At 52.1% G+C, this 25,738-nt stretch carries 24 protein-coding genes; 15 read left to right on the top strand and 9 right to left on the bottom strand.

Annotated features, from left to right (window positions below):
* The first annotated feature begins 265 nt into the window (after positions 1-265).
* The 3 genes from EL633_RS25225 (at position 266) to EL633_RS36760 (ending at position 2,950) form a co-directional block, all read left to right on the top strand.
* Positions 266-1,855, top strand: coding sequence for an alpha/beta fold hydrolase (locus EL633_RS25225; RefSeq protein WP_126630045.1), 1,590 nt, complete (start codon positions 266-268; stop codon positions 1,853-1,855).
* Positions 1,856-2,101: 246 nt separating this feature from the next.
* Positions 2,102-2,662 carry a zinc-binding dehydrogenase gene (locus EL633_RS25220; RefSeq protein WP_126630044.1) on the top strand — a complete coding sequence of 187 codons (561 nt, stop codon included), beginning with the start codon at positions 2,102-2,104 and terminating at the stop codon, positions 2,660-2,662.
* A gap of 135 nt (positions 2,663-2,797) precedes the next feature.
* Complete coding sequence (locus tag EL633_RS36760; RefSeq protein ID WP_161982424.1) at positions 2,798-2,950, top strand: hypothetical protein; 153 nt, start codon at positions 2,798-2,800, stop codon at positions 2,948-2,950.
* Between the two features lie 161 nt (positions 2,951-3,111).
* Here EL633_RS36760 and EL633_RS25215 read toward each other — a convergent pair whose 3' ends face one another.
* Both EL633_RS25215 and EL633_RS25210 read right to left on the bottom strand, forming a co-directional pair.
* A complete protein-coding gene (locus tag EL633_RS25215; protein ID WP_218027578.1) occupies positions 3,112-4,422 on the bottom strand; it encodes a hypothetical protein in 1,311 nt (436 codons plus the stop codon).
* A 14-nt stretch (positions 4,423-4,436) separates the two neighbouring features.
* Entirely contained in the window at positions 4,437-5,363 is a 927-nt protein-coding gene (locus EL633_RS25210; protein ID WP_126630043.1) for an alpha/beta fold hydrolase, read from the bottom strand.
* Between the two features lie 494 nt (positions 5,364-5,857).
* Between EL633_RS25210 and EL633_RS25205 the strand changes: the two genes are divergently transcribed.
* The 7 genes from EL633_RS25205 (at position 5,858) to EL633_RS25175 (ending at position 12,071) form a co-directional block, all read left to right on the top strand.
* Positions 5,858-6,463 (top strand): ECF transporter S component, encoded by a 606-nt coding sequence (locus EL633_RS25205; RefSeq protein WP_218027577.1) that lies wholly within the window; start codon positions 5,858-5,860, stop codon positions 6,461-6,463.
* A gap of 3 nt (positions 6,464-6,466) precedes the next feature.
* Entirely contained in the window at positions 6,467-8,257 is a 1,791-nt protein-coding gene (locus EL633_RS37660; RefSeq protein ID WP_126630041.1) for an ABC transporter ATP-binding protein, read from the top strand.
* A gap of 46 nt (positions 8,258-8,303) precedes the next feature.
* Positions 8,304-9,137, top strand: a complete 834-nt coding sequence (locus EL633_RS25195; protein WP_126630040.1) for an energy-coupling factor transporter transmembrane component T family protein — start codon at positions 8,304-8,306, stop codon at positions 9,135-9,137.
* A 78-nt stretch (positions 9,138-9,215) separates the two neighbouring features.
* Entirely contained in the window at positions 9,216-10,517 is a 1,302-nt protein-coding gene (locus tag EL633_RS25190) for an ArgE/DapE family deacylase (RefSeq protein WP_126630039.1), read from the top strand.
* The gene (locus EL633_RS25185) at positions 10,518-10,862 is read left to right on the top strand and encodes an alcohol dehydrogenase catalytic domain-containing protein (RefSeq protein ID WP_126630038.1); all 345 of its coding nucleotides are present in this window, start codon (positions 10,518-10,520) and stop codon (positions 10,860-10,862) included.
* Positions 10,863-11,172: 310 nt separating this feature from the next.
* Entirely contained in the window at positions 11,173-11,877 is a 705-nt protein-coding gene (locus EL633_RS25180) for an N-acyl homoserine lactonase family protein (RefSeq protein WP_126630037.1), read from the top strand.
* A gap of 2 nt (positions 11,878-11,879) precedes the next feature.
* Positions 11,880-12,071: a hypothetical protein gene (locus EL633_RS25175; protein ID WP_126630036.1), complete on the top strand. Its 192-nt coding sequence runs from the start codon at positions 11,880-11,882 to the stop codon at positions 12,069-12,071.
* Positions 12,072-12,271: 200 nt separating this feature from the next.
* Here EL633_RS25175 and EL633_RS25170 read toward each other — a convergent pair whose 3' ends face one another.
* The 3 genes from EL633_RS25170 to EL633_RS25160 form a co-directional block, all read right to left on the bottom strand.
* Positions 12,272-12,526, bottom strand: coding sequence for an HsmA family protein (locus EL633_RS25170; protein ID WP_246039252.1), 255 nt, complete (start codon positions 12,524-12,526; stop codon positions 12,272-12,274).
* 413 nt (positions 12,527-12,939) lie between these two features.
* Positions 12,940-13,950, bottom strand: a complete 1,011-nt coding sequence (locus EL633_RS25165; RefSeq protein WP_126630034.1) for a nucleotidyltransferase domain-containing protein — start codon at positions 13,948-13,950, stop codon at positions 12,940-12,942.
* Between the two features lie 491 nt (positions 13,951-14,441).
* Positions 14,442-15,038, bottom strand: a complete 597-nt coding sequence (locus EL633_RS25160) for a TetR/AcrR family transcriptional regulator (RefSeq protein WP_126630033.1) — start codon at positions 15,036-15,038, stop codon at positions 14,442-14,444.
* 161 nt (positions 15,039-15,199) lie between these two features.
* Between EL633_RS25160 and EL633_RS38305 the strand changes: the two genes are divergently transcribed.
* Positions 15,200-15,463: a transporter suffix domain-containing protein gene (locus EL633_RS38305; RefSeq protein WP_126630032.1), complete on the top strand. Its 264-nt coding sequence runs from the start codon at positions 15,200-15,202 to the stop codon at positions 15,461-15,463.
* 153 nt (positions 15,464-15,616) lie between these two features.
* Here EL633_RS38305 and EL633_RS25150 read toward each other — a convergent pair whose 3' ends face one another.
* From EL633_RS25150 to EL633_RS25140, 3 genes are all read right to left on the bottom strand, one after another.
* Positions 15,617-16,147, bottom strand: a complete 531-nt coding sequence (locus tag EL633_RS25150; RefSeq protein ID WP_126630031.1) for a hypothetical protein — start codon at positions 16,145-16,147, stop codon at positions 15,617-15,619.
* 77 nt (positions 16,148-16,224) lie between these two features.
* Positions 16,225-18,981: a DUF2309 domain-containing protein gene (locus EL633_RS25145; protein ID WP_161982422.1), complete on the bottom strand. Its 2,757-nt coding sequence runs from the start codon at positions 18,979-18,981 to the stop codon at positions 16,225-16,227.
* A 40-nt stretch (positions 18,982-19,021) separates the two neighbouring features.
* Positions 19,022-20,587: a proton-conducting transporter transmembrane domain-containing protein gene (locus EL633_RS25140; RefSeq protein WP_161982421.1), complete on the bottom strand. Its 1,566-nt coding sequence runs from the start codon at positions 20,585-20,587 to the stop codon at positions 19,022-19,024.
* Positions 20,588-20,807: 220 nt separating this feature from the next.
* Here EL633_RS25140 and EL633_RS25135 point away from each other — a divergent pair, with 220 nt between their 5' ends.
* The 3 genes from EL633_RS25135 to EL633_RS25125 all read left to right on the top strand — a co-directional run bounded on the left by EL633_RS25135 (position 20,808) and on the right by EL633_RS25125 (position 23,199).
* On the top strand, positions 20,808-21,107 hold the full coding sequence (locus tag EL633_RS25135; protein WP_126630028.1) for a helix-turn-helix transcriptional regulator: 300 nt from the start codon (positions 20,808-20,810) through the stop codon (positions 21,105-21,107).
* Positions 21,108-21,374: 267 nt separating this feature from the next.
* Complete coding sequence (locus tag EL633_RS25130; protein ID WP_126630027.1) at positions 21,375-22,283, top strand: DUF6671 family protein; 909 nt, start codon at positions 21,375-21,377, stop codon at positions 22,281-22,283.
* A 133-nt stretch (positions 22,284-22,416) separates the two neighbouring features.
* A complete protein-coding gene (locus EL633_RS25125) occupies positions 22,417-23,199 on the top strand; it encodes a DUF899 family protein (protein WP_126630026.1) in 783 nt (260 codons plus the stop codon).
* A gap of 189 nt (positions 23,200-23,388) precedes the next feature.
* Here the strand turns inward: EL633_RS25125 and EL633_RS25120 are convergent, their stop codons facing one another.
* The gene (locus EL633_RS25120) at positions 23,389-23,916 is read right to left on the bottom strand and encodes a DinB family protein (protein ID WP_161982420.1); all 528 of its coding nucleotides are present in this window, start codon (positions 23,914-23,916) and stop codon (positions 23,389-23,391) included.
* A gap of 561 nt (positions 23,917-24,477) precedes the next feature.
* Between EL633_RS25120 and EL633_RS25115 the strand changes: the two genes are divergently transcribed.
* Positions 24,478-25,737: an MFS transporter gene (locus EL633_RS25115; RefSeq protein ID WP_126630024.1), complete on the top strand. Its 1,260-nt coding sequence runs from the start codon at positions 24,478-24,480 to the stop codon at positions 25,735-25,737.
* Position 25,738 lies beyond the last annotated feature (1 nt).

Genomic DNA, 25,738 nt, shown 5'->3' with positions numbered 1-25,738 from the left:
ATGAATGTTACATAAGGAAATACTCTTTTGTCAAGGGAAAAGGGTGTGATTTTAGCAACCAGGCTTGAAAACTCGTAAGAAAATAGCTATCCTTGAAATAGAGGGTGGGAGTGTGCAGTGTTAAGGGAAAAATTGCTTGTATACTGTCATGGTTTCCAGTTTTTTAGGGAGAAGCGGAACCAGAGCGGGTCGTAGAATTGACAGTTTCAGGTTCTTTATGTATACTAAATTTAATATTGATGTATAAAAAATTAATGAGGAAATAATGGCTATTCTTGATGAACCTCTTGAGCGTGGTACTCTCAGCGGTGCTCTGGCGCGTATCAACGGTGCGCTCACCCAATTACATCCTGCGGAGCGGCGCGTGGCGGAACGTATCCTCAACGAGCCTGGTCAGGCTGTGGCCCTGTCGATTGGTGAATTTGCGCAGCTCTGTAATGTCAGCCAGCCGACCGTTTCCCGTTTTTGTCGTAATCTCGGATTTTCGAATTACGCGACCTTGCGTATTGGCATTGCCAATGATCTTGCTGCATCCAACGCTGATCGTTTGGAAACCTTGACGACCGGGACGGCGACCCCGAATTTTGCAACGCTTGTAACCGCTCTTGGTGCCATTGGCGAGATTCCGCCAGCAGCATATGCTCTCCGCACTGCATCACGTGTCGAGATCTGGCCAACTCCAGACCTGGCGCATACCGGGGCTGTACTGGCGGATCGATTGACTGCTCTGGCTGTTCCAGCTGCCTGCTCAACACTTCCGATGTACTGGACCTCCCGAGCCAGGCGCTTGCCTCCCAACGCGGTTATTGTTGTACTCACACGTGGAACGACCGATGGCATGATGCAAACGGCGCTGTCAACCGCGCGTGGACGTGGCGCTCGCGTTCTCTATTGCACCGCTTATTCAGCTGGCCCGATCGCATCGAAGGCCGATTGGATTGTCCCATTGCCTGATATTTCTCCTCCCGATATTGCTGAATTGGCCCTGGTAGAGGCATTGATCAATGCTGTACGTAAAGGATGTGATCAGGCCATTCCTGATGGGCCTGCTTCTCCCTGGGTGGCCTGGCCCTATCAGCAGACAGTGTTTCTTCCCAATGGGGCAGAACCGATTCCTACGATACTGTTGACCTGTGAAGATCCTCCCCAGCCACGCCCGGTTGTTCTCTATTTTAGTGGGTTACATCAATCCAAGGAGAGTGCATTGCCTGGCACCGGCAACAACTACGTTTGCCGTTGTATTGTCTCAGCCCTGCTCAATGCCGGGTGTCATGTACTGTCTATTGATGCACGCGCACATGGTGGGCGCAAACGCGAGTGGGAAAATGCCGTTGCGCAATTGCGCAAGAGTTTTACTGGTGAGGGGGAAGATGTTCTTGGGGCAGCCCGGGCTGATGCGTGTGCACTTGTTGATGGTGTCTTGACATTAGGCATCACCGGGAAGGCGGAACGTCTCGGAGTGGTTGGTACGTCGTGGGGAGGTTTGCAGGCCCTCCTGACCTTTGCGGGCGATCCACGCATTGCCTGTGCGGTTGGTGTTATGCCTGTAACGCATGTTTCCCAGTTGCCTGAATTTGCAGATGTAAGTGACGCGCCGCGGGTGCTGACTGGCCAACCCGGTGCCTGGATGGGACCTTGCATCACTCCACGACCCCTCTTGCTGATCGTTGGCGAAAAAGATGAGAAAGCAGATGCGTTCCATGCACAGCAGTTTATAGACATACTAAAACCTGACTATGCCGCCCATGAAGCTGCTGAACATCTGCACTATATCCAGATTCCACAACTAGATCATAAAGAGCATCCCCAACAGATCACGGCTACGCTAGCCTGGCTACAACAATTTTTGTTGTAGGAAATGCAGTGTTCATCGTTTCTTCTCTTGAACCGTTCTGTGCAGGCATCGTGGGTCCACGATGCCTGGTTCGCGATCCATTCAGCGCTCATGCTTTTTTCTAGGTGGCGGGCTGGGATAGTGAGTTGAACGGTTGTGCCGATGCCGAATGCGTTAAAGATCGAAACCCCGTAGGTATCAGCAAATCAGGCGGCAACCTTACCGACTGCTGGACTTACCGCGCTACGGTTACTTGAGAAAGGAGGATTGCTCCTGCACAAGCGTGTGTTGATTACTGGTTCCACCGGCGGGGTGAGTCTCTTCGTGCATCAACTTGCCAGGCTCAGTGGTGCCTATGTTGTTGGTACGGCTCGCAATGCTCGCCTCGAGGCCATAGTCCGAGAGGCTGGAGCCGATGAGGTGATCGTGGGAGACGATCTTGAACCTGCACGTGCCTACGGCCCGTACGACCTGGTTATTGAGTCGCTCGGTGGGAACGCACTGAAGAGCGCCCTCTCCCTTCTGGTACCAGGGGTAACCTGTGTCACACTGGGCTGGTCGGCATCTCCCGATGTCACCCTTGATATCAGAAATTTCATGCCTATTGGGGGAGTGACCCTCTACAAACTGGTAATGCTCGCAGAATTAGATCGTCGGGCTGCATCTGAGGATCTGGCCTGGCTTGCACAACTGGTCGCCGATCAGCAATTGAGGACACCTATTGAGGTGGAGGCGTCCTGGCACGACATTGGTGAGGTCGCGCAACGCTTGCAGCAAAGGCAATTTACCGGCAAAGCTGTTCTGCATCTTATGAGCAAGTCCATCTAAAGCTAACGGCCAACTCTGGTGGAACGCAAAGCGCCGATCACCTCATATCCAGGTGCAGATTGTCCTGGATATGAGGTGATCGCTTAAGAGAGGTGAAAAAGGACCGCCGACAGAAAGTCGTTGAGGTTATGCGCGATGCCGCTGCTCTATAGCGATCTGGAGAAGGTAACGATGGCGCTAAGGAATCACCCCAATCATAAAGATGGTGATGACGAGAACTTTGGCCGTGGCACCTCCTGGCTCCTAATGCGCGTCTGTCCGGTAAATGTCATAGGATTGGGATCATAGACGACCCTGGTCTCCTGATCAGTCCACTCTTTAACGACACAATTGCGAATAACCGACGATTGGATAATTGCCGCCATCCCTGGTCTGGTCTGGCGGGATAATGTCTGTTTGATACAAGAAAAAAGTGTATTGTATTGTGTTGGCCTCCTGAACAAGATTCGTTAGTGCCAGCGGTTAAAGTGGTTGGCGTGTGTTTGCAGGTAGGCACCCGGCTCGAATAGCGTATCGTAGTATTCCAGATCGAGGTGGTGCGTCTGCAGATACATGAGTATGAAGACAGATGGTACGGTGGCGGGAAATTTGCCAAAGGTGTCGAACATATATTGAGCCTGCGTGGCTACACAATCTCTAAAGTGCTCGTCGTGTACCTGAGCACTCCCTCGGACTTTGTGGCTCTCCTTCCAGATGCCAGGGGTCTCTGGATTGAAAGGACCACCTGCGCCGAATTTCCGTTCGCAAAATGCGTCAACGGCGGCGCGCATATCTGGATAGTGTGGTGGGCAATAGGCTTCAAAAACTCCCTCTAATCCAGTCGGATTGGGAATGGCCCAACGTTCATCGGTATCATAGCGAAAGCGCAATCCTGGTACCTCTGGATCTCCACTGGCCCCCAGGATAGAGAGGCGATCGATGCCATCGAACATCCAGCCGCCCAATCCGAGTGCCTGTTGCATCAGCGCACCGGCGTAAGCCGCTGTTGAGAGCTCGGCAGTACATTCGGTGAGTGAGTATTGATCCAGGAAGGTTAAAGGATATGGGTTGTCGATATCGACGATATCGGCGAATTTTTCAAGGCCGGGAATGCGGCGATGGTTGATGTCGTCATAGATACTATAGCCGTTCTGCACATAGAAGCAGAGATTGGCAATGGTATGCTGGGCGACATCTCCGGTAGGGATGACGAGCAACGAACCTGGCCGGTTGGCGACCCAGGTATTATGTCCCTCCAAATAAGGCTCTTTGGGAGGTAGATAGATGCGCTGATCAGAAATCTTCTGAATATTGGAGCGATGAGCTTTGACGAGTTCTACCAGGGAAATGGAGCCATCGGCCTGTCGTGGCACAGGAGGAGGAGCGTCACGTGATTTAAAGATATAGGTGCCGCTGTCATCAGTGAAGAAGATTTCGCTGGTATGAAAGCCAGCCGCTGATGGGAATGTTCGTCCGGCTGCGGCCCCGGCATAGTTGGAGAGGTGAGGGGCATAACGATCATGGCGCGTAATCGCGTGATGCCAGCCTGTCGTACCACCCACCGCGGTTAGTATCACTATCTTTTCCAGCTCTGAAAGTGGCACTGGCTCATGTTTCGACTTAAATGCTACTGGCCCATCTGGGACCTCCGCGCCCAGAAAGAAGCGCCGTGAACGGCGTCCAAAGAGTGCATCTACAAAAGGAAATTGGAGGAGCTCCTGTAGCGCTTGCTCTTCTTGTTCATTGGCCAGATCAGTCTGCTTCTGGTCTTCGTTACTCATATCTCTTCTGCTCCTTATTCAACATCAGCACTGGCAGCAGCCACGAATTCGTTGATTGCTTGTTGTACTGCCTCAGCCTGGGCCTCGACGTAGGGAAGGTGACCAACGCCAATCTGTTTGAGATGGGACTTCTTTTCGGCCGGCGAACCCACTGCCTGCACATAGCGCGCAACATCCGCGTCGGTAGCCAGGGGATCCAGGTCTCCCGTAATGATTAACACCCGGCCCTGGAACCGTTCTGGATTGATCGCGAATGGCAGTTTGCGGACCTCGAAATAAGGGCCCACTGGATAAGCGTAGGCGGTTCCAAAGTGCGCCTGGTGCCAGTCAATAACTGCTGGGGCGGCCGTTGGGATAAAGAGTTCGGGCCATTCTTCTTCGGTGGTAAAAGCATAGCCAGCAGGTGCTTTGGCTGCCTCTTCCAATGAATCTTCTAGTGATACACCAGTTGTCTTGTAGAGAAAACCCAGCAGCACGATGCCTGCAATGCGTGTTGGATAGCGTTCTGCAAAAACCGAGGCTACGATGCTCCCATAGCTGATGCCCACCAGGACAAATTGTTGTGAACCGCTGATCTCCTGTACATAATCCAGCACTGCACTGGTATCTTGGATGCTACTTTCAAGCGTCACGGCAAAACCATCGGCAGCCCGGCTGGATCGTCCATGTCCGCGAAAATCAAAGGCAAAGGTATGAGCACCCTGGCGTGCCAGAGCATCGGCCAGCGAGGTATTTTCTACTGGCACATCAAAACCTGCTCCATCCATACCTGCTCCATGTAACAGAATCACTGGCAATATCTGCCGTACACCTGGCTGCTCCAGCCATTTCTCACGGATATACACATCAACGGTTGGTTCGATCCGCAGGAACGTCTCGCGGATCAAGAAACCATTCTCTTGTCGTAATAGGGGTCCAATGCGAGTTTTTGGGGTTGGCATACCACAGCTCCCTCTCTTTCATACGCGTTTGGTTGTCTGTCCACATCAGTTTTTTGGGCGTATTTTACGACGAAAAATGTAACATCTGTTACGATACATGTGCGACATTGAAATGGAAGAAAATAGAAAAAAATTCGATCCTCCTTATCAATGGATTGTAAATGCCTTCCGTATTGTAATTATTGACTATGTTGGTCAATTTTGTCAACAACTATTGACAAAAAGAAAGCGCATTGTGTAAGCTTGTAACAACAGTTACAATCATTAGGGTTGTTTTTTGTAGATGTTTGCTTTTCCACTCTTCCTTTCTAGTTTATACTAGTATTCTGTTCTCTTTCATGTGCAGCGTTTCGCTTGCATCGCGGGCGAGAGGGAGGCCAGGGCACAGCCCTGGAACTCAGTCAGAGGATTGAATCCCCTGCTTTTTGCCTCAATTTGGCAGAGCAAACAGCATTTTATCTGGAATCTGGCTTTATTTTAGAAGGAGCATGAATGTGAGTAATGTGAGCGCTAATCCTTCCACCGTCCGTCCCTGGTCATTGACCACGGAACGCATTATCATTGCTGGGGTGCTGGCTGCCATCACTATTATTCTTGGTGTGGTACCCAACATCGGTTTTATTCCTCTTCCCAATGCGATTGGTAGTGCGACTATTGAGCATATTCCAACTATTGTGGGTGGCGTCATTGCTGGCCCAATTGTCGGTCTTATCTCGGGCTTAGTCTTTGGCGTGGTGAGTTTCTTTCGCGCGACTGATCCCTTTTTCAAAGATCCAACTGTCGCTATTATCCCGCGTCTCTTTATTGGCTTGACGGCCTGGGCGACCTTTGCTGGTCTGGTGCGTATTAATCGGGATCTGGCGGCGGCGGCAGCTGGTTTTGTGGGTGCGGCCACCAATACTATTCTGGTCGTTGGCGCATTGATTATTCGAGGTTACTTTCCCGCCCAGGTCATTATTCCAATTGTGCTGGTGCAATCCATTATTGAGGCGATTATCGCTGCGATCCTGACTGTTATTCTGGTACGTATCTTCTTTATTCTCGAAGCGCGCCTTGTCCACGCTCCTGAGACGAAGTCACGTGATCAATTACCGTATTAATGTATGATTGAAATCAAGAACGCTACATTTACCTATAGCGTGCAGGAGGAAGAGGACGTTCCTCCTGCACTGCAAAATATGTCTTTGACTATTCGTGAAGGGGAAACAGTCGCTATTATTGGTCAAAATGGGTCAGGCAAGAGTACCCTTACCAAACTACTGGCCGCTATCGTGTTTCCTCAATCAGGCTCTGTGCTGGTAGATGAACTACCCACCGATGCGGGCGGAGAGGATATCTGGACCATTCGGCAGCGTGTTGGCGTGGTTTTTCAAAATCCTGATGATCAATTGATTGCCAGTACCATCATCGATGAAATTGCCTTTGGTCCAGAAAATCTGGGGTTGCCACGTGCAGAGATTGCCGCCCGCGTGCAGGAAGCGATGCAGATCCTGGACCTGGAAGCGTATGCACAGATGTCGATCAGTGAATTGTCGGTGAGTCTCAAGCAACGCGTCGCTATTGCTGGTGTGCTGGCGATGCGACCGCGCTATTTGGTCCTGGATGAACCAACCACCATGATTTCTGGCCATACCGTCCAGCGACTCCTGCGTACTATTCAGGAGCTGGCGCATGAGCAAGGCATCGCGGTCATCTATATTACGCATTTTATGCAGGAGATCGTCTCATTTGATCGGGTGATTGTTATGGATGCCGGTCAGATCTTCATGGATGGTACGCCAGCGGATGTCTTTGCGCGTGGAGCCGAACTTCAGGCAGTCGGACTTGAGGTACCGATGGTGACGCACGTTGGACAAACGCTACGTGCGCAGGGGTGGTCTCAGCTACCAGAAGTCGTATTAACGCCTGAACAGCTTGCTTTGTCTGCTGCGTCTATGCAGCACGAAGTTCCTGCTGTCAATGATGAGCGTAATGCTCGGAAGAGCGTCACGACTGTTTCTCCACACATGACAGCTATCGACGATGAGCAAAGGGTGCCTCTCTTTATGTTGAAAGACATTTCATATATCCATAGAAGTGGAACGCCTTTTGCTCTGACTGCTTTGCGGCAACTGGCCTTAACGATTCCTTCTGGGAGTGCGGTTGGTCTCGTAGGTCCAACCGGATCTGGTAAGTCAACATTGATTGACTTGCTGGCTGGCTTGATCAAACCAACTTCCGGCTTCTTCTTTTTTGAAGGGATTGATACAGCAGCGAAATCGTTTAAGTTGACGCGTATTCGTTCTCAGGTCGGTGTGGTCTTCCAGTCTCCTGAGTCGCAGATTTTTGAGGAGACGGTGGGGAAGGATGTCTCTTTCGGACCGCGTCAGCGCAAGGTGCCATTAGCCGAATCGCGGCGCCTGGTGCAGGAATCGCTGGAGGCGGTGGGTCTGCTCTATGAGGATTTTCGCACGCGGTATACGTATGCATTGAGCGGGGGACAAAAGCGTCGGGTGGCGATTGCCGGGGTGTTAGCCTTGCAGCCAGAGGTAATGATCTTTGATGAACCGATGGCTGGCCTTGATCCACGTGGGCGCGATGAACTGTTTGCGTTGATTCAACGGCTAAAGCAACTCACTGGAATGACGATTATCTATGCAAGCAGTAGCTTGAAAGATGTGATTGAACTGGTGGACACGATTCATGTATTGGATAAGGGGAAGCTGGTCTTTAGTGGGACACCACGTGAGACACTGGCTCGGGCTGCTGAGTTGCGTGCCCTGGATATCGCCTTGCCTGAAGCTACACAGATTGCGCTTTCTCTACATTCACAGGTCCCAACGTTGCGCACCGATATGCTGGATCGTACGGAACTAGAGACAGAGCTCCTGAAAACGTGTTTCCGTATCCCTTGATCTGTATCCTGAAAAGAGGATCAGTGTCTTTGTAAGAGTGGTGGCTATGATTGAGCTTTCTCGTTATATAACCTTTGGGCAGTATGTCAATAATGGTTCTCGGCTGGCGCGGATGGATCCGCGGGCCAAGGTGATCTGTGCTGTGTTGTTGATCGGATTGACTTCCTATCTGAGCACTTTCCAGGCATTTGCCCTCTGTTTGCTTTTCTGCATTGTTCTACATCAGCTTTCGGGCATTTCGCTTCGCTACGTAGGACGTAGCTTGCGGCCTTTTATCATCTTTTTGCTGATTGCTTTTGTGTTTGAAGTGCTCTTTTATGTCCCTCCCAAAGCGCCTCAGTGGCTCTGGCACTGGTGGATCATAGGTATTACCTGGCAGGGAATCATCAACAGCCTTCTGACTATTGTACGCGTGCTCTTTCTCTATTACCTGGTTACTATGCTTTCTTTTACGACTTCGATGGTAGATTTGACGGATGGACTGGAGGTGTTGACTGCGCCGTTGCAGAAGATTGGCATTCCGATGAATGCATTGGTAATGGTGTTGGTGATTGCCTTGAAATTTGTGCCTATCTTTGTGACAGAAGTTGAGCGTTTGATGAAGGCACAGGCGGCCCGTGGTCTGCAATTTGACCAGGGAAATATCTTTCAGCGTGTCTCCAGGCTTTCTCTGTTATTGATTCCGCTATTTGTTAGTGGGTTTAAAAAAGTCAAAGTGCTCAATGTCGCGATGGAGGCCCGTTGCTATGGGAGCCATGCCGGGTGGCATCGCACCAAACTGCGCGCTTTGCACTTTGCCCGCTTTGATGTGTTGGCGTTGACATTGACCATGCTTGTCTGTGTGCTTCTTGTAGGGGTAAATCTACTCGTCAATCGCTAGCATCGGCTGATGTCTGCTATAGAGAGGCCTATCTGATCGTGGCCATTGTTCTCTCATGATCTCGTGGAGTGATAACCCATGCCAGATATTTTGCGACCTGAGGATAAGCAAGCGATTATCCAGACCGCGGACTCCTTGATTGAAGAGGCTGTCGATTTTTTGCAAGGAATGCTGCGTATTCCCAGTGTCAATCCTCCAGGTGCCGCGTATCCCGAGTGTGCCAGTTATATTGGGGAGCGTCTAGAAGCGTTGGGGTACCAGGTTGAGTACATTGCTTTGTCTGCTGCTGAAAATGCGGAGTTAGCCCCATATGGTGAGGGATTGCCTCGCACCAACGTGTTTGGGCGTTTACCTGGCCTCCCCTCTTCACCAGTTATCCATTTTAATGGTCATATGGATGTCGTGCCGGTTGGCATGGGGTGGTCAACTGCCCCTTTTGGGGGAGAGGTACGAGCTGGCCGTGTTTATGGGCGTGGCGCGGCAGACATGAAGGGTGGTATTGCCGCCCAGGTGTATGCGGTGGAGGCAATCAGGCGTGCAGGCCTGCAACTACAGGGGACTGTTGAGCAAAGCGGAGTCGTAGATGAAGAGAGCACGGGGAATCGAAATGCTGGCATGGGCTTACTGGTCGAACAAGGTCTGATTGCGCCTGAGCGTACCACCTATATAGTGATCACCGAACCATTAAATGTCGATAATATTTGCCTGGGACATCGCGGCGCGATCTGGGGAGAGATCCAGACCTTTGGGCGCCAATCCCATGGCAGCACTCCCGCTCAAGGTGTCAACGCACTGGAACATATGGCTGGCTTTATTGATGAAGTGGCACGTTGTCTTATGCCGCAACTACGTCAGCGTCAAAATCGCTATCCTGTTGTACCCGCTACTGCTAACACTGCTAGCCTCTCTTTCAATGTCATTCAAGGGGGGACGCATGTCAATAGTGTCCCTGATAGTTGCAGCGTAGCCTTTGATCGCCGCCTGGTCACTGATGAAACGTTGGCTGATGCCCGACAGGAACTCTGGAATATATTAGAAGGACGAGCTCAAATCGTTCCAGGTTTTCGCTATGAATATAAAGAACGATACGCAGCTGCCCCTACCTGGGTGAGTGCCGATACCCCTCTTGTCCAGTCTTTTACATCTGCTATCCAGCATATCCTGGGGCGTACGCCAGGCTACGTTTGTAGTCCTGGAACAGACGATCAGCGTTTTGTCGTGCAAAATGCGGGTATTGAGCAATGCATCATTTATGGTCCCGGAGAAATCACGCAGGCCCATATCGTCGACGAGTCTCTGGCCATTGCCGATCTGCTCGCCTCCATCAAAATTATGGCCATCGCCACTGCTGAGCTTCTGGGTGTACAGAAGGGCGATTAAGTGACGCCTGGACCACCATGCATTCGGGGCTATGATATCTCTGGGATGGTGGCAGCTGTTGGACCTGGTGTCACAACCGTTCAAAAGGGCGATGAAGTGTATGGCATGCCGAATCAGGGCGCGGCGTATACCGAATATGCACTAATAGATGCGGAGCACGGGGTTTTCAAGACAGCTTCTCTTGATCATGTTCAGGCAGCAGGAGTGCCGATGTCGGCCTTTACAGCGTGGCATACCCTCTTTGTACGCACGCGTGTCATGGCCAGGCAGACAGTGCTGGTCAATGGGGCAGCAGGAGGGGTTGGACATCTTGCCGTACAATTGGCAAAAGTGCAAGGGGCGTGATGGCCAAAAGAGCAAGATAGGAGAAGTTTTTGCGCAGGTTTGACGGTAGAATGTCTTGCATGCAAGGAGGGAGTGGAAGACTTTTGTGCGCAAGCCTGACTGGCCTGGTGTTCGCTTTCTGCTGGAGAAATCTCATGCATCCGATAACCAGGAAGCATGCTATGATCGGGACCGCATCAATTCAGGCGTTGCCGCTCTCCTTTGTAAAGTCCATCCTGGCGCTTCTCGCACATGAGCAGGAGGCGATCAGCTTCGCCCGTTCTATGGACGGGCCAGCGTGAATATATGTTTTAATTCTGAGGAGGAACGTATGAGCCAGCATGCCATCGAGCGTCTTTATCTGATGCAGGTTGGGTCCATGCCGGAATACCAGATTCCGATTGTGTGCTATCTGGTGCAAACAGGTGACGGCAAGAATATTCTGATTGACAGTGGTCTACCGGAGAGTATGCCGGAAGGAGAAGCGGATTTCGAGAATGGGCAGGACGTTATCGAGCAGTTGGCGAGCATTGGCTTACAACCAGACGATATTGATACCGTCATTTCGACGCATTATGATATCGACCATGCCGGAAGACACGCGGTATTCACGAAGGCGCTCTATGTTGTTCAGCGTGTGCATCATCTGGATGCGGCGAGCAATCCACGTTTTGCGGCCAATCGACCCCAATGGGATCAGCCAATGGAGCGTATCCAACTGGTAGACGGAGACACGGAACTACTGCCGGGGCTGGAACTGATTGAGACGAGCGGGCATGTGCCGGGACATCAATCGGTGCTGGTGCGGCTGCCCAAAACGGGGGCGATTTTATTGCCGATTGACGCTGTACCCTTCAGCAAGGGCTTTACTCGTGACAAGCAGGACGACGGGAGCAACCCGGACGCCGAAGCGATACGCGCCAGTACGATGAAACTGCTTGATCTGGTCGAACGGGAGCATATTGGGCTGGTGATTTTCGGTCATGACCAGGAGCAGTGGGAAGGACTGAAAAAGCTGCCGGAATATTACGAGTGAGGATGCAAGCCCCCTTTTCTCGGTTCGTCGTACCGATCGAGAAGGAGGGGAGTGATCCCACCCTTGCCTTTCTGCCATCTGCAGTCGTCCTTGTGGGAAATATCCTGGGCTTGCTCGTGGGGTTTGCGGTTGGTGTGCTGGGATATGTTGCCGTGGTGGCAATCATTACAGGAAAGCAACGCAACGGAAAATAGTAATTCGATCGATATGAAATGAGTAGCGACTCCCTGGCACTGGTTCATGTGTGGCAAGCGTACCTGGAAACGGGCCAGCAACCCATTCTCTCTTTATGAAAGTGGCGATGCAGTTCAAAAGCGAGAATAGCATCGCCGCTTGCTCGGGCAAAAAGTCATTTAGTGAGTATCTTACTTCCACTTTCTAAGGATAAGACCTGTCACTTCAATAACCCACTATTCAGAACAACGCCAGTGCCATAAGGAATCAACCAGAAAATCCATACGATCAGACTCAAACGATGAAACTGTTCTAATTCTGACTTGTGATGACGCCATAAAACAAGGGTGGCCCAGATTGCATGCACCGCCATGAGTAAAAGCGCCAGTGCACCCGTCAAACTGTGAAGACTGAGATCAAATCGTCCTCCCGCTAACAAATGCATCATGACTGTTCCCGTCGCATCAAAAAGCAATCCACTCCAGAAGAAAAGTAAGTGCCAGGACTTAAGATATCGACTAAGACGTTCACCTGACGGCCCAGGAGGCCCCGTGTCTTTAGACCGGGGTAAACCCCTATCGTATAGAAAATTAATGCGACTGTCATGGCTACAATCGCTACAACTAAGAAAGGCATAAGGATCCCTCCCGTATTTTTGTAATCATGCTGTCTGTAAAAATCTATTTTTCATATAAAAGAACATCATACACTCGCGAACATCAGCAATATTCTCTTTTTTTATTCGATAAGTCAGATTTGACTTATCGAATAAAAAAAGAGAACATGCCTGCCTATAGCTTAGAGAATCCTGATCGTTGCATTTCTCTTTTTCTCTGTTTTAACGACAACAATAAATAATCAACGAGAGGCAAGAGCATCATGCCCACGTCAGAATGAAGAAGCTCTGAGCTGATCAAGTTGTTGGAACGTTACTGCTGCTGCCTGCCGCACCTTCTCATCGTGACTGTGTATAAGTTCTTGGATGGCAGCTAAACATATCTCATCAGGAAAATACATGGTTCGTAGTTGTTCCAATGCGAAGTACTGACAGTGGGAACCTTTCCTTAGCTCTGTCAGAAGGTAGCTTCTGTAGCGGCTTAGGTAGTAATTCTCGAAAGCAAGAGCACGCGCACAGAGGTGACGGAGTCGCAAGCGATCTTCTGCCTGCTCAGGAACCCCATAGTGCCAACGTATACTTCCCCATTCATACAACTCTGCTAAAAAAGATGTCCACTCATCATGGATATATTCGCGATACATGTTGATGCTCATGCGTTTCGTTTCAACCATCTTCCCTGTCTGCCAGGCCACCAGGATCGTTGCCAACCAACACATGGTAGAGATAAATCCTTTTATGTTGTGTCGCATTTCCCCAAGAGGAGGCAAAGAAAATTGATCATACCCATAAAATGTTGCTAAAGGATCAGGATACGAAAGGGGGAAGGTTGCTGTCTTTCTATGGCGCAGGACTTGAGTAAAGTAGGAGATAGGGGCAGGCGTATAGTGATGCAGATACGCTTCAAGCGTTATATCTGGCATCTGACTGCGGATATCCTTTCCCCAAAGGAGGCGACTCGCCACTTTGATCCGGAAGTGGCCATGTGCCTGTAAGTCTGGCTCATTCAATGCAAGCACATCTATTGCCCAGGGGCTCATCGAGAAACAGGTAGACTTGATCTGCTCCAGCGTTCCACTCTCCTCCGAAGTGACTGGATGCTTGAAAACCAGGCAAACATCAATGTCACTCATTTGCCTTTGGCTCCCATCAGCAGTACTGCCGAAGAGGTAATAGGCCGTGATATGGCCGGAAAACGCTGTCTCCATGCTACCTATTACTCTACGTAAAATCGTGTCAATATCTGTATTTCCTGTCGACGTGATAAGGACGATTTCTTCCATGAGTGCCTTCTTTCTTAACAGGTCCTTTGATTCTCCGACTTCCTCATTTTACTCTTCGACTGTACCGTTGTAAATTGTCTTCGTCTGTCTACAGGGCTTTTTAATTTTCCTCTTCCTGGCGCCTACGGCGCCGGAGTCTGGTGTAGTGTGTGTTCTGCGGGCGGCCGCGGCCGCCCGCAGAACACACACTACACCAGAAATACTCTGTATATGATTTGCCTGACAGTTACTCCCGGCTGAAAATTAAAAAGCCCTGGTCTGTCTATGCATAATCCTACTGGTGATGGACCAACATTTTTGACTACGAGCCTTCCTCTCGAGTACAATGCATGAGGTCGAAACTGATGGTACCGGTTTCGAAGAAAATACGAAGGAGATCTTTCTATGCCTTTAGAGTTAGATTCGACCAGAACAGCACTTGTTGCCATTGACATTGTCAGAACTGATGCATTGATACCAGGGAGTTGAGTAGGCGACCCCCTCACTTCTTCTCACCTATCCTGGCTTTGTTCACCATCGGTGCTCTCGTTTGCGTGTTGAGAAGAACGCGTCATGTCGAGCAGAGCTTGAATTACCTCTGCTCGCCGTGTCCCTGTTGGAGCTGCAAGGCGGAATAATTCAGTAAACATCAGGCCGTCAATAGCCAGGCGGATAATCGTTGCCTGGATCGGCAAGAGACCATCGTGCTCAGAGCGTTGTTGATAGTGAGCAAAGCTTTGATACGCCAGGTCAAGCAGGCCTGGATCAGTGGCTATGGCGGCAATCAAGCCAAATGCTGCCTCATTCTCCTCTGATGAGAAACTACTTTCATCTGTTGAGGCTCGAATGTAACTACGCAACCAGCGACCAGGGGATGGATCTGCTTCCTGAGCAAGGGCACGCTCAACATCGGCGTCAAAATCGTGAAGAAGCTGCATTAGTAACCCTTTGATGAGCGCTTCTTTACTGGGAAAGTGATAAAAGACTCCTCCTTTACTCATGCCAACTTCGTGGGCAACCGCATCAATCGTTAAATGTGTGACGCCATCACGCTGCACAATGCGGTTAGCTGCGTATAAGATTTGCTCACGCTTCGTGGTTGTCGCCATTAGTTTCCCCGCTTCTCTCTTGACAACTGTACCGACCGTCCGGTACAGTTGTTAGCGTACCATTCAGTCGGTACAGTTGTCAAGAAACAATGCTGAAAAGACAAAGGAGAACAGATGCTTCACTCGACAAAATCATCATCACAACCATTGAATAGAAAGAAATGGACCCCATGGGTGGGGGAGGATTCCTCATCTTGTCCTGTCTTATCTATGCTACATTCTTCGTGATGCCGTTCCTTCCCCTTTCTACCGAGGGAAGGGTTGTGATGGGAACCGTGATTATTCTTGTGGGTGAAGGAGCAGCCTGGCTGGGGACAGTACTTGTTGGAGCAAGTGTAGTTGCTCGTTACAAGCGTTTCCTCATCCCAAAAAGGTGGTTTCATCACGGCGAGATAACACCGACAGATAAACCGCAGGAGGGGTGAGATAGTACGAAAAAGGAGCCCGACAAAAAAAAGGCACAGACGACACGTTTGCCGCCTGATGGGCGGTGCCATATCGTTGTGCCTGATAGGTAAGGTCAGTGACATCAACATTGAAGCGTTTGATGGCACCACCTGTATCGGCTTGCTGTCCCTTTACTGCAGGAGATCCTGGCCGCTTCCCCGGACACGTTTGATCTCGTTGAGGTGACGGGTCAACTCGGCAGCGTCAAAGGTGACGGTACGGTATACACGTTGCGGTTCAATGGCCAGGACGAGCCGGTTCTCCTGCTCTATCTGCTGCAGACAGGCAAGGTGTTGACGATGATCGAAGCGCAGGGTGAGCCAATAGTTCTCATGAGAACTGATGCTTAAGAAGAGAAATGTGTCGCTCAGATGCTGGTCGTCTGTCATAAAAGTACTCCAGAACGGCCAGTAGTCAAAGGGATCGTGTTGCTTCTCCAGGAGTGCAGGCAGGCGCAGGTGCCGCTCAGTATTTAACAGGAGTGTTGGTGGCGTCGCACTGTGCATGAACTGGAATGGGACGGCTTCCTGCTGTAATGCTGTCAGGTGTTGCTGCCAGTAAGGCCGCCATGGCGTTTTACTCGCGGCTCCATTGCTGCATATGTATAGGGATGGCGGCTGGTGCGCGTACGGTGTTGCAAGGATAACGCTATCTTTTATCATCGGTCGTTGTTCCTTTATCTGTTTGTTCCTGGTTTGACAAGCCCCCTCGACAAAGGGCTGGAGTAAGGTGCTTCATGTTAGCGTGCATGCCAGCTCGTAGCGGATGAGAATTCATACGCTACTGTCGTGGCTGCGTCGTAGGCAATCAGCGTGATCCACTGATTGTTTACCAGATTGTGCAGGTGTGCATGTCGTGCGAGAATGGCCGCGATGCGCTCTGGATCCGCCTCGATGATGGCGAGCAGGCGCATGGGTTCATGGTAGAGGTCATTGCCGTACATGACGGATTGCATCGGTAGCCCGATCAGCAGGTCGCTCTGCTGACCCTGCATGACCCCGATCTGACCAACGACGTTATGGAGCAGTTTGGTGTCACTGCCAAATGCCTGATTGTCGATGGTGGAGAGGTAGTACTGCATATTGATCCACTCGGCTACCACCAGGGGGGCCGTCATGATACCTTCCAGAATGCTGCCATCTGGATCCTGGCTCTGGTCATAGGAGTGCAGGAAGACACGTCCTTCAAGATCGCGTTGCGTGGTCAGGCTACGGCGTCCACAGAGGAAGGCGGCGTTGCGGGCCAGCCCCCACTCAGGTCTGATCTGGGACCAGTCAGAGGCCCGTTGCTGGACGTGCCGGATGACGTTTTGCTGTCCCCGGCTGGCATCAGGCAGGTTGAGCAGGCGCCTGCCGGCGTTGTCTTTTCCTGCCTGGACAAGATCTTGTTTGAGCTGGTGCAATTCAGCTCTATGGCTGGCAGGCACCTGATCTTCGTTCAGGATGCGGATCTCGTCGGTGGTTGTGTTGTGCTCCCCAGCCAGGAAGAAGGTCTCCTTGGGGAGTACCGTACCTTGCTCTGCCAGGATCGCACGAATGGCAGGACTGTTGAGGATGCTGGCGGTGACCAGGGCGCTGGTGCCTCCGGCGTTGCCGCCACAGGCGCCACAGTCCAGGGATGACGCATAGGGATTGTTCTCGGACTCGCTACCATGGCCACAGAGCAGGATCAGGCGCGCGAAATGACTGGTCATGCCGATGCTACGCAATAGGTTCCCAACCATGCGCGCTTGCTCTTCTCGACTCATACCAGGTTCCGAGGGGTCGGTCAGGATGGATGGCTCGCTTGGGACGTCGGGCAGGAGTTTTCCCACGATTGTGCTCTGTAGCTGTTTCCAGCGGTCGGGGAGCAGGGTCCTGCCAAGTAGCGGAAAGAGGAAGAAGCCTCCAACCATTTCGACAAAGGCGAATGGCGTGAGCAGATGCTCACGGAGCGTATGGATGAGTAGTTGCCAGCGATAGACCAGGGCGTTACCACTCAAGCGCTGCCTGGCCATGGTTCGGGCGCTTGCTCTAGGAACCTCGCTTACATGGGAGGTCGGCGTGATCAGGGCAGGCGCCAGTGTAAGGTTTCCCGCTGCCCCGAAAGGATGATAGAGCATCGGGACGCCAAAGAAGCCGGCCACGCCATAGGTTTCGTAGGGACCCAGCGCTTCGATGTGGCGACGCAGGCCCTCGGAGCGTACGTCGATGCAGAAGAGGGCCTGCGTCCGTGCCCGGGGTGTTGCTGCCGTTTCTGGCTTTCCCGTCTGGTGGGAGCGCACGGTGGTGAGTAACTGATCGCGATAGTGAAGCTCATACGCCTTTTGCCAGAGCAGTTGCTGTTTCTCGACGCTCCAGGCATTGGCGAGGTGCAGCAGTTGTGCGAAATGGGTGGTGGGAAGATCGATAATCTCCTGCATCTCCAACTGCAAGCTATCACACAGTATGACGAGGAGTGCGATCAGCTCCGCTGTATGTTCCTGTTCCCCCTCTTTGGTACTGGCAGTGAAGAGGCGTGTCAATAGAGACGTGCTACGAGATGGCTGCCGGACACTGGTTTCCAGGTACGTGAGCTCGTAGAAGAGGCGCACCGCCAGATAATCGGTGAGCGTTATTGGATAGCGTTGTTGCCACAGGGATTCAGGATGTTCCTCACGCCAGCGTATAATGCTTGCCCAACCAGGGAGCTGGGCGAGATGGCGTGTGAATTGCTCGGTCCAGAACCGCTGCGTGTCGTTTTCTGTGCCAGCAGAGAGGTGTCGCGATAATCCCTGTAGACTGCGTGCCAGAGCCATGTTGGCCTCATCTGGCAAGTCGCGAATGCTCTTAGGCAGGGTGCGGTCCCCCAGAAAACTGAAGAGTCCGACTTCTCCCGCCAGATCTTTCCAGCAGTGGTAAAAGCCTTGCTCGCGCCCTGGCATACTCCAGCCAGCCTGTCCCTCATCGAGAAAGGCGGCGCACCATAAGATCATCTGGTTATTGACCATGGTCGTGACCTCGGCTGAGACAGGGATGCTCTCCTTGCCTTCTCCACTCCGTCCTGCTTCCGCGAACGCTGCAGGCGCTGCTTGCAGATGACGCCTGATCACCTCCCACCGTTCAGGCTGTCTTGCCTTTACCTGCTCATGTGTCTCTTCCTGACACAGCCAGGCCGTGTAGACCGGTTGGAGAAGCCAGGTCCGGGTCCCCAGCTCAATGCTTGCGGGCAGCGCAAGCATTTTTTGCAAATCGCCAATGGCGGTGCTTACATCCTGCTCACTGATACGCTGCTGGGTGAAAAAGGTACGATACATTTTCAGGGGCAGAAAACCATTGCCTCTGCCCAGGGCGCGCGCGTCCCGCATGGCCTGATGAAAGGGGAGATGTTCCAGGTTGGCCAGGGCGTTATTGGCGATAAATGCATCCAGTGGCCAGTAAGGCGCGATGATCTGGCTCGCTTCGCGGATAGAACGTCGCACATCTCCCTGCATATCCATCTGGATGGGACGCATACTCTCTGTATAGGTTGTTTCCATAAAGCTCCTCCTGTGAGCTACGCTTGCTTCTCGCAGACACTTATGCCATCTTGCGCATGCCACGGTACAGGGCAAACACATAGAGTCTCTTAAGGAAGGTGTTCATCCATCGTGATTGGTGTAGCGCTGGCAGGATGATTGAGATCAAACCGGCGAATAAGAGGATGATGCTCCCACTTGTGAAGAGCAAGCTGTTGTGTGTCCATGGATAGGCGGCAACGGCTGGCGCGAAAAATCCTTCGATGCGGTGGATCGCGAGAGTGTAGATGAAGATGATGCCGAGTACGCCGATGGTCGCAGGCAGGATGTGCCGTGGGACAGGGAAGGAGATACGTAACGCTCTGGCGAGGGCATGGGCGATCGTTATCCAGGCAAACAGCAGGATACCGTTGCCAGGCTTGAGTGGTGGATCAATGACGATCTGGATCAGGATAAAGGCTAACGCGACAAGCAGACCGCTTATGAGCAGGACACGCGCCGAGGTGAGCGGTGTGGCGGATGCGGGAGGAGAGAAGAGACGGTTCCTGTTTTTCTGCTGAATTACTGACCCCGAATTGAGAAAGGCGTATGCTTTGAAAAAGCCATGGACGATAATGTGCAGCAGGGCCAGGGCGAACAGGCCCAGACCACATTCCAGGATCATGAACCCCATCTGTCCCATGGTTGAATAGACGAGCATACCTTTGACATCGTTGCGGGTGAGCATGACCATGGTTCCATACAAGGCGGTCAGGCTGCCGATGATGATGGCGCATCCCATCGTGAATGGGGTAGCAACGATGAGCGCGCTCAAACGGATCAAGAGGAAACCGCCGGCGTTGATTAGACCGGCATGCATTAACGCTGAGACGGGTGTGGGCGCTTCCACGGAGGATGGTAGCCAGCTATGAAATGGCAGTTGCGCTGATTTGGCCATGACCGCTACCAGAAGGAAGGCGGTGAGAAAGGTTCCCTGAACCCCCCGAACGTGCTCCATGCTGGTGGAAAGGATGGCTTGAATGCTCAACGTCCCAAATACGTGCCATGTCAGGATAAGCGCACCCAGCAGTGCGATGTCTCCAATCAGGTCAATGCGCAATTTCATCCATGCCGCACGCCAGGAAAACGGGCGATGCTGGTAGTGGGCGAGCAAAAAGGTGAGCGTTAAGCCTTTGAGCATCCAGAAGAGTCCAAGCATCAATAGATTGTTGGCGAGAATGACCATAATCACTTCGAGGGTTACCAGACTCAGCAGGAAAAAGTAGCGGGGAAAGTAACGCTCCTCTTGCATCGCCCTCAACGAATAGAGATGGACAATTCCACTGACCGTGATGACCAGGAGAAGCATGCTCACACTGATACGATCCAGGAGAAAGCCCACGGAAACAATCTGCGTGGCTGCCAGTGGCACCCGTAGCAGGGAGAAATCGCATGGACCGTGCACGACCACCAGGATAAAAAGGCTGAGCGCACATATCCATACCACCCCAAAATGTATCTGCACATAGCGTACCATACACATGGTAGATGAGCGGTGGAGGAATACAGGAATCCCCAGCAACAGAACCATCATGAGTGTAATAAACACCACTGACAGGCGGATCCCGTTCTCTAAAGCAGTGACCATACCGTTCCTTTCGTTCCAAAAAGATGCTATGATTACCATGTAAAGTTAGTTACGAAAAACAAAACACGAATTATAATTCATGTATTATGATGCGGTAAAGAGGGCACGTTTGTCAAGGGTTTTGTCTCGTCGCTAAAAAACTGGTAGGTTGGCATGACCCATTGTGGAGGGAGCGTGCTCGCACCACACATAATTGCTTATCAAAAGGAGAAATGCTGTTATGCGTCCCAAATGGACATTTTTAACCAATCACGCCCAGGTCTTTTTGTGCGTGACCCAGAATGCTCGCCTGACCGCCAGAGAGATTGCTGCGACGGTCGGTATTACCGAGCGTGCGGTGCAACGCATCTTAAGTGATCTTGAACAGGATGGCTATGTACAGGCTTTTCGTGAAGGCAGAAGTAATCGTTACGCAACCGACCTGGACAAGCCACTACGCCACCCGGCCCAACATGGTCAGCGCGTTGGCGATTTGTTAGAACAGATCATGCACGAAACCTCTCACAATACTCATTCTTAGGGCGCAGAGCTGGTTCCAATCCAGATGACGAATATAATGCAAGTAAGTTCGATCGGCGTTGATGGAGCAGGTCCAATCTCTATCCGTATCCGAGCTTTCCTTTTCTACAGCAGCGTGGTTGCATCGGATGGCTATATATGCTATTATTTTCACGATATATTATTCGTGTCTTGAGGCCATGGCATGTTGTTTACTCGGGTGAACTACGCTCATCGTGAGTGAGCGACGTTGACGATGGCTTTTCAATCAAGAGAGGAAAAAATGTAGATGCAACAAGCGGGATCAGCTCGTTCTGAGAAAAGGAATGCCGCCGGATCGCGTACGACTCATCCCTATGTGGGCAGGAGTGTCTCGCTGGCGACCAAACATGGGAAAGAAGAGCAGATCGCGCCTGCCTTCTCGCAGAGGCTACAGATGCGAGTGGAGGTGCCGGTGGGCATCGACACGGATGTGCTGGGTACCTTTACTGGCGAGATTTCACGCACCGGCTCGCCTACGGAGACGGCCTATGCCAAGGCTCGTCTGGGCATGCAGCTTAGTGGATCTCCATTGGGTCTGGCCAATGAAGGAAGCTTTGGCCCACATCCTGCTCTCCCGCTGCTGCTGGCCGATACGGAACTCATGGTCTTCATCGATGATGAACGTGGCATTCAGGTGCAGGAAATGCTGGTTAGTGAGGACGTGGTGGCCGCGCAATGTACGGCACGAACGTTCGCTGCCGTCGAAACATTTCTGGCGCGTGCTCGTTTCCCATCCCATGCACTCATTGTGCGTCCCGAGGGCGTGCTCCAACCCGATCTGCTCTTCAAAGCGGTCATTGATCCACAACGCTTGCAGGAACTCATTACGCTGTGCGCGGCCGCATCGCCTGTGGGGCTGGCTCATATCGAGAGCGATTTGCGCGCTCATATGAATCCAACCCGTCGCCGCGTGCTGAGCCAGCTAGCCGAGCAATTGGCGCAGCGCCTGGCGTGCCTCTGTCCACACTGCGCGACACCGGGCTGGGGCGTCGTTGATCACGAGTTGGGATTGCCCTGTGGCTGGTGTGGTCAACCAACCGAACTGCTACGCGCCGTGATTTTCGGTTGCCCCGCCTGCTCTTACCGGGAACACCATGGCCGTCCAGACGGATTGCAGCACGCCGATGCAGGCCAGTGCCCTTTCTGTAATCCCTAACCTTCAGAGGATATGAGCAAGATCGAAGAAGTTTTTTCCTTTCTCGGCTTGTAGAATAGAGAGACGTGCACATGGCAAGAAAATCTATCTATTCCATCAGTCATCTTGAACACAAAAGGGAAAGGAAACACGTATGAGCACACCTGATCAACCCAATTTCGCCAGAGGCTTTGATGCCTCTGCAAGCCCTGCTGTAGTCGATCGGACCACCTGGCAGGCGGAGCTGGACAAGCTCCTGGTGCGGGAAAAGGCGCACACCCGCGAAGGAGATGCCATCGCGGCGGCCCGAAGACTGCTGCCGATGGTGGAGGTTGACTCCTCTATCCGGCTTCTTGGCCCACATGGACCCGTCACGCTCCTGGAGGTTTTCGAGGGACGCCAGCAACTGATCGTCTACTATCATATGTGGCATTCTGGTCAGCCAGCCAGTGGTCAATGTGAGGGTTGCACCTTCTTCAACGGTCAGGTTCGTGAGCAATCCTACCTGCATTCTCGCGATGTTACCTATGCCACCTTCTGTGAGGGCCCGTACGAGGAAAGTATTCGCTACCGCGACTTCATGGGATGGGACGTCCCATGGTACTCTGTGCATGATTCTGCCGACACCCTGCTTGCCGGTCGTGGATTTGGCATGCTGATTTGCTACCTGCGGCACGGCGACCGCGTGTTCGAGACCTATTGGACCACCGATCGCGGCGTCGAGGTGATGGCTCCCAGCTATGGGCTGTTAGACATGACTGTGTACGGTCGGCAGGAAGCCTGGGAAAAATCGCCTGCTGGTTGGTCACAACGATGGAAAAATAATGGCGACCAGTTCCGTACGGATGGGCGCCCCACCGCCCAGTGGTCCCGGCTGGCGGCTGGACGCTCTGACGACCTGGGCACCAGTGGTCCACACGGTGACCCAAATCAGTAGTGACCTTTTAATGGCGGCGATCTTGTAGTGCGGCGTCCGATTCACGGTGGCCATCTTGTAGTGCGGCGTCCGATTCACGGTGGCCATGCCTGAGTGGTCGCCCGTCGGATGCCGACACTGCAGGTGTGCTGGTGAGGGAAAAACAGCTCTCTTGCGTCGCACGGGGCCAGGGATGAGGACCAACGAACTTTACCAGGTATAGAAACTGTCCACTCCATAGGCTCCCAATGCTAGAGAAAGCTCGCCTCCATGATGGATCTCCTGTTCCATGACATGCCAGACAATCCACTGGCGGGTATGCGATGGCTCTTCTTCTTGCCCATGGTTTCGTCGCCATGCCTGCTGAGAGGCAGGAGGAGCAATAAGCTGCTCCAGGTCCGCAGGAGTCCAGCGGTCCAGGGCGCGAGAGATCACGTGCCAGGTCTCCTCAAACATCGTGACCAGTTCAGCGACCGCAGGCATAGCTGACTCATCGCTAGACGCCCAGCGGTCTATAGCGGCCATCGCAGCATTTTCTTCCCCCATCCACGCAAAGAACCAGTTGACGCGGGTACCGATCATACGAGCGAGAAGCTCCCCGATGGACACGCCATGCGGTGCCACTGAGCGGGCAAGTTGTTCGGAGGAAAGGGATGCGATCGTTTTGACCATGGCATGTTGATAGTTCTCCCAACCTGGCTTGTAAAACGTGGCGAGGGGATATACCTGTTCTGTCATAGCTGTCTGCTCCTTGCTTCTGATTACGTGCTCCCATGAGGTGGAGCGTGAGTAGCATAGCATAGCGATATGAGTAAAACATCTTCTATCTTGCTCTTCTGGTCACGCAGGATCGATGCCGCGCATTTTGAAACACGGTCTCGTATAGTATTTCTTTTAGACACTCTGCGTATCATTAAATGTTGACTTTTCACCCATTGTCTGATACAGTGTAAAACATGCGTACATAGAAATGAACCTATAAATTGAGATTTTGTCCAGCCAACGAACAAAAATACCTGTTTGGCTGTGGACAATTTATGTAGAATTGAAGCTTGCAATACTCAATGCCTGTGGAGCGTCCATAAGACCTGGTGTGGTGAAGACCCAATTGGGCAAGACTCAGCGAAGCAGGAAACCCAAGAAGTGATTCTTGGCGTCCCCCGGTTTGAGCCGTGGGGAGGATGTTAATCTTATCGCCTCTTGCAGCGAAAATCCTATCAAGGATCTTCATGCCGAGGCAAAGTAGCACCCCTGGATCTGTCCCGTGTGCTTTAGATACCTTTCCAGGAGGTGTATATCATGATCACACGGCGACTAGGTTTCCCAAAGATACGAGGGCACGAGGCTCTCGTGGTGGCTTTCCTTCTCGACGCACTCGGCACTGGACTCTATCTTCCCTTCTCACTGCTGTACTTTCAGAAGATCGCTGGCCTTGCCCTTCCGGCAATTGGCGTCACCCTTACTCTCGCAACCGTTTTGACATTGCCTATGAATCCGATCACTGGTACCCTTGTTGATCGCTTTGGTGGGAAACCGCTTGTTGTGGCAAGTCAGATTCTTCAGGCAATCGGCTTCCTGGGCTACCTCATTGTGCATAGCATTCCTTTGTTTTTCGGTACTACGTTACTTGTGGCGGCCGGTAACCGTGTCTTCTACGCCTCCTGCACTGCCTTGATCGCTGAGGTTGCGGATATCACCGAACGCGATCGCTGGTATGGCTTTGTTGGGGCAACCCAGAGTGTGGGTACGATGGCTGGTGGCCTGTTGGCTGGCTTCATCGTGACGTTAGGGGGAGATAGCGGCTATCGAGTGCTCATCCTGGCAAACGTGTTTAGCTTTGGACTGTCGGCGATCTCGTTGTGTTGGCATAAAACGTCACGCAAGCCTCGTCCAGATACTGAGACAACCAGGCTCGGTGGCTACCGTGCTGTCCTTGCTGATCGTCCATTTCTCGTGCTGATTGCCTGCAATGTCGTCTTCGCTCTCTGTCCTTTTCTGCTGTCCATTGGTCTCCCTCTCTACCTGACCGAGACATTACACACGTCAAATGTGGTGATTGGAGTCTTGTTCGCCTTCGGCAGTCTACTGACGATCTGTATACAAACTCTGGTGGTACGCTTCTTTGAAGCTTATCGTCGGACACGTGCCCTGGCTGTAGCCAGTCTGCTTTGGGTCATAGGATGTATTCTATTCGCGATCGCTCCACTCCTTACCCATGCTCTGCTCATTCCTTATATCTTTGGCACGTTCGCTCTCTATACCCTTGCAGGGCTGATTGCTGGTCCCATTACGATAGCGCTGGCGGTAGCACGCAGCCCTCTACATTTGCAAGGGCGTTATGTCGCAGTGCATCAGTTCTCATGGGCAATCGCCGCCGCCATTGCTCCAATCATGTTCACTTTCTTCTTCGCTTACGGCCCTGCCTGGCCGTGGGTCGTACTTTCCGGATTTGCCCTCGTCACCGGGGTGTTGGTGGACCGTCTTGAGTCACAATTGACGGTACAAGCGATGTGTAGGCATGACATGGTGTCTTCAAAGACTAATGGGAACGATGCGTAAC

Source organism: Dictyobacter alpinus, from assembly GCF_003967575.1.
Taxonomy (GTDB): domain Bacteria; phylum Chloroflexota; class Ktedonobacteria; order Ktedonobacterales; family Ktedonobacteraceae; genus Dictyobacter; species Dictyobacter alpinus.
Note: the sequence above shows the minus strand (reverse complement) of the source record. Positions and strands in the feature narration are given on the sequence as shown.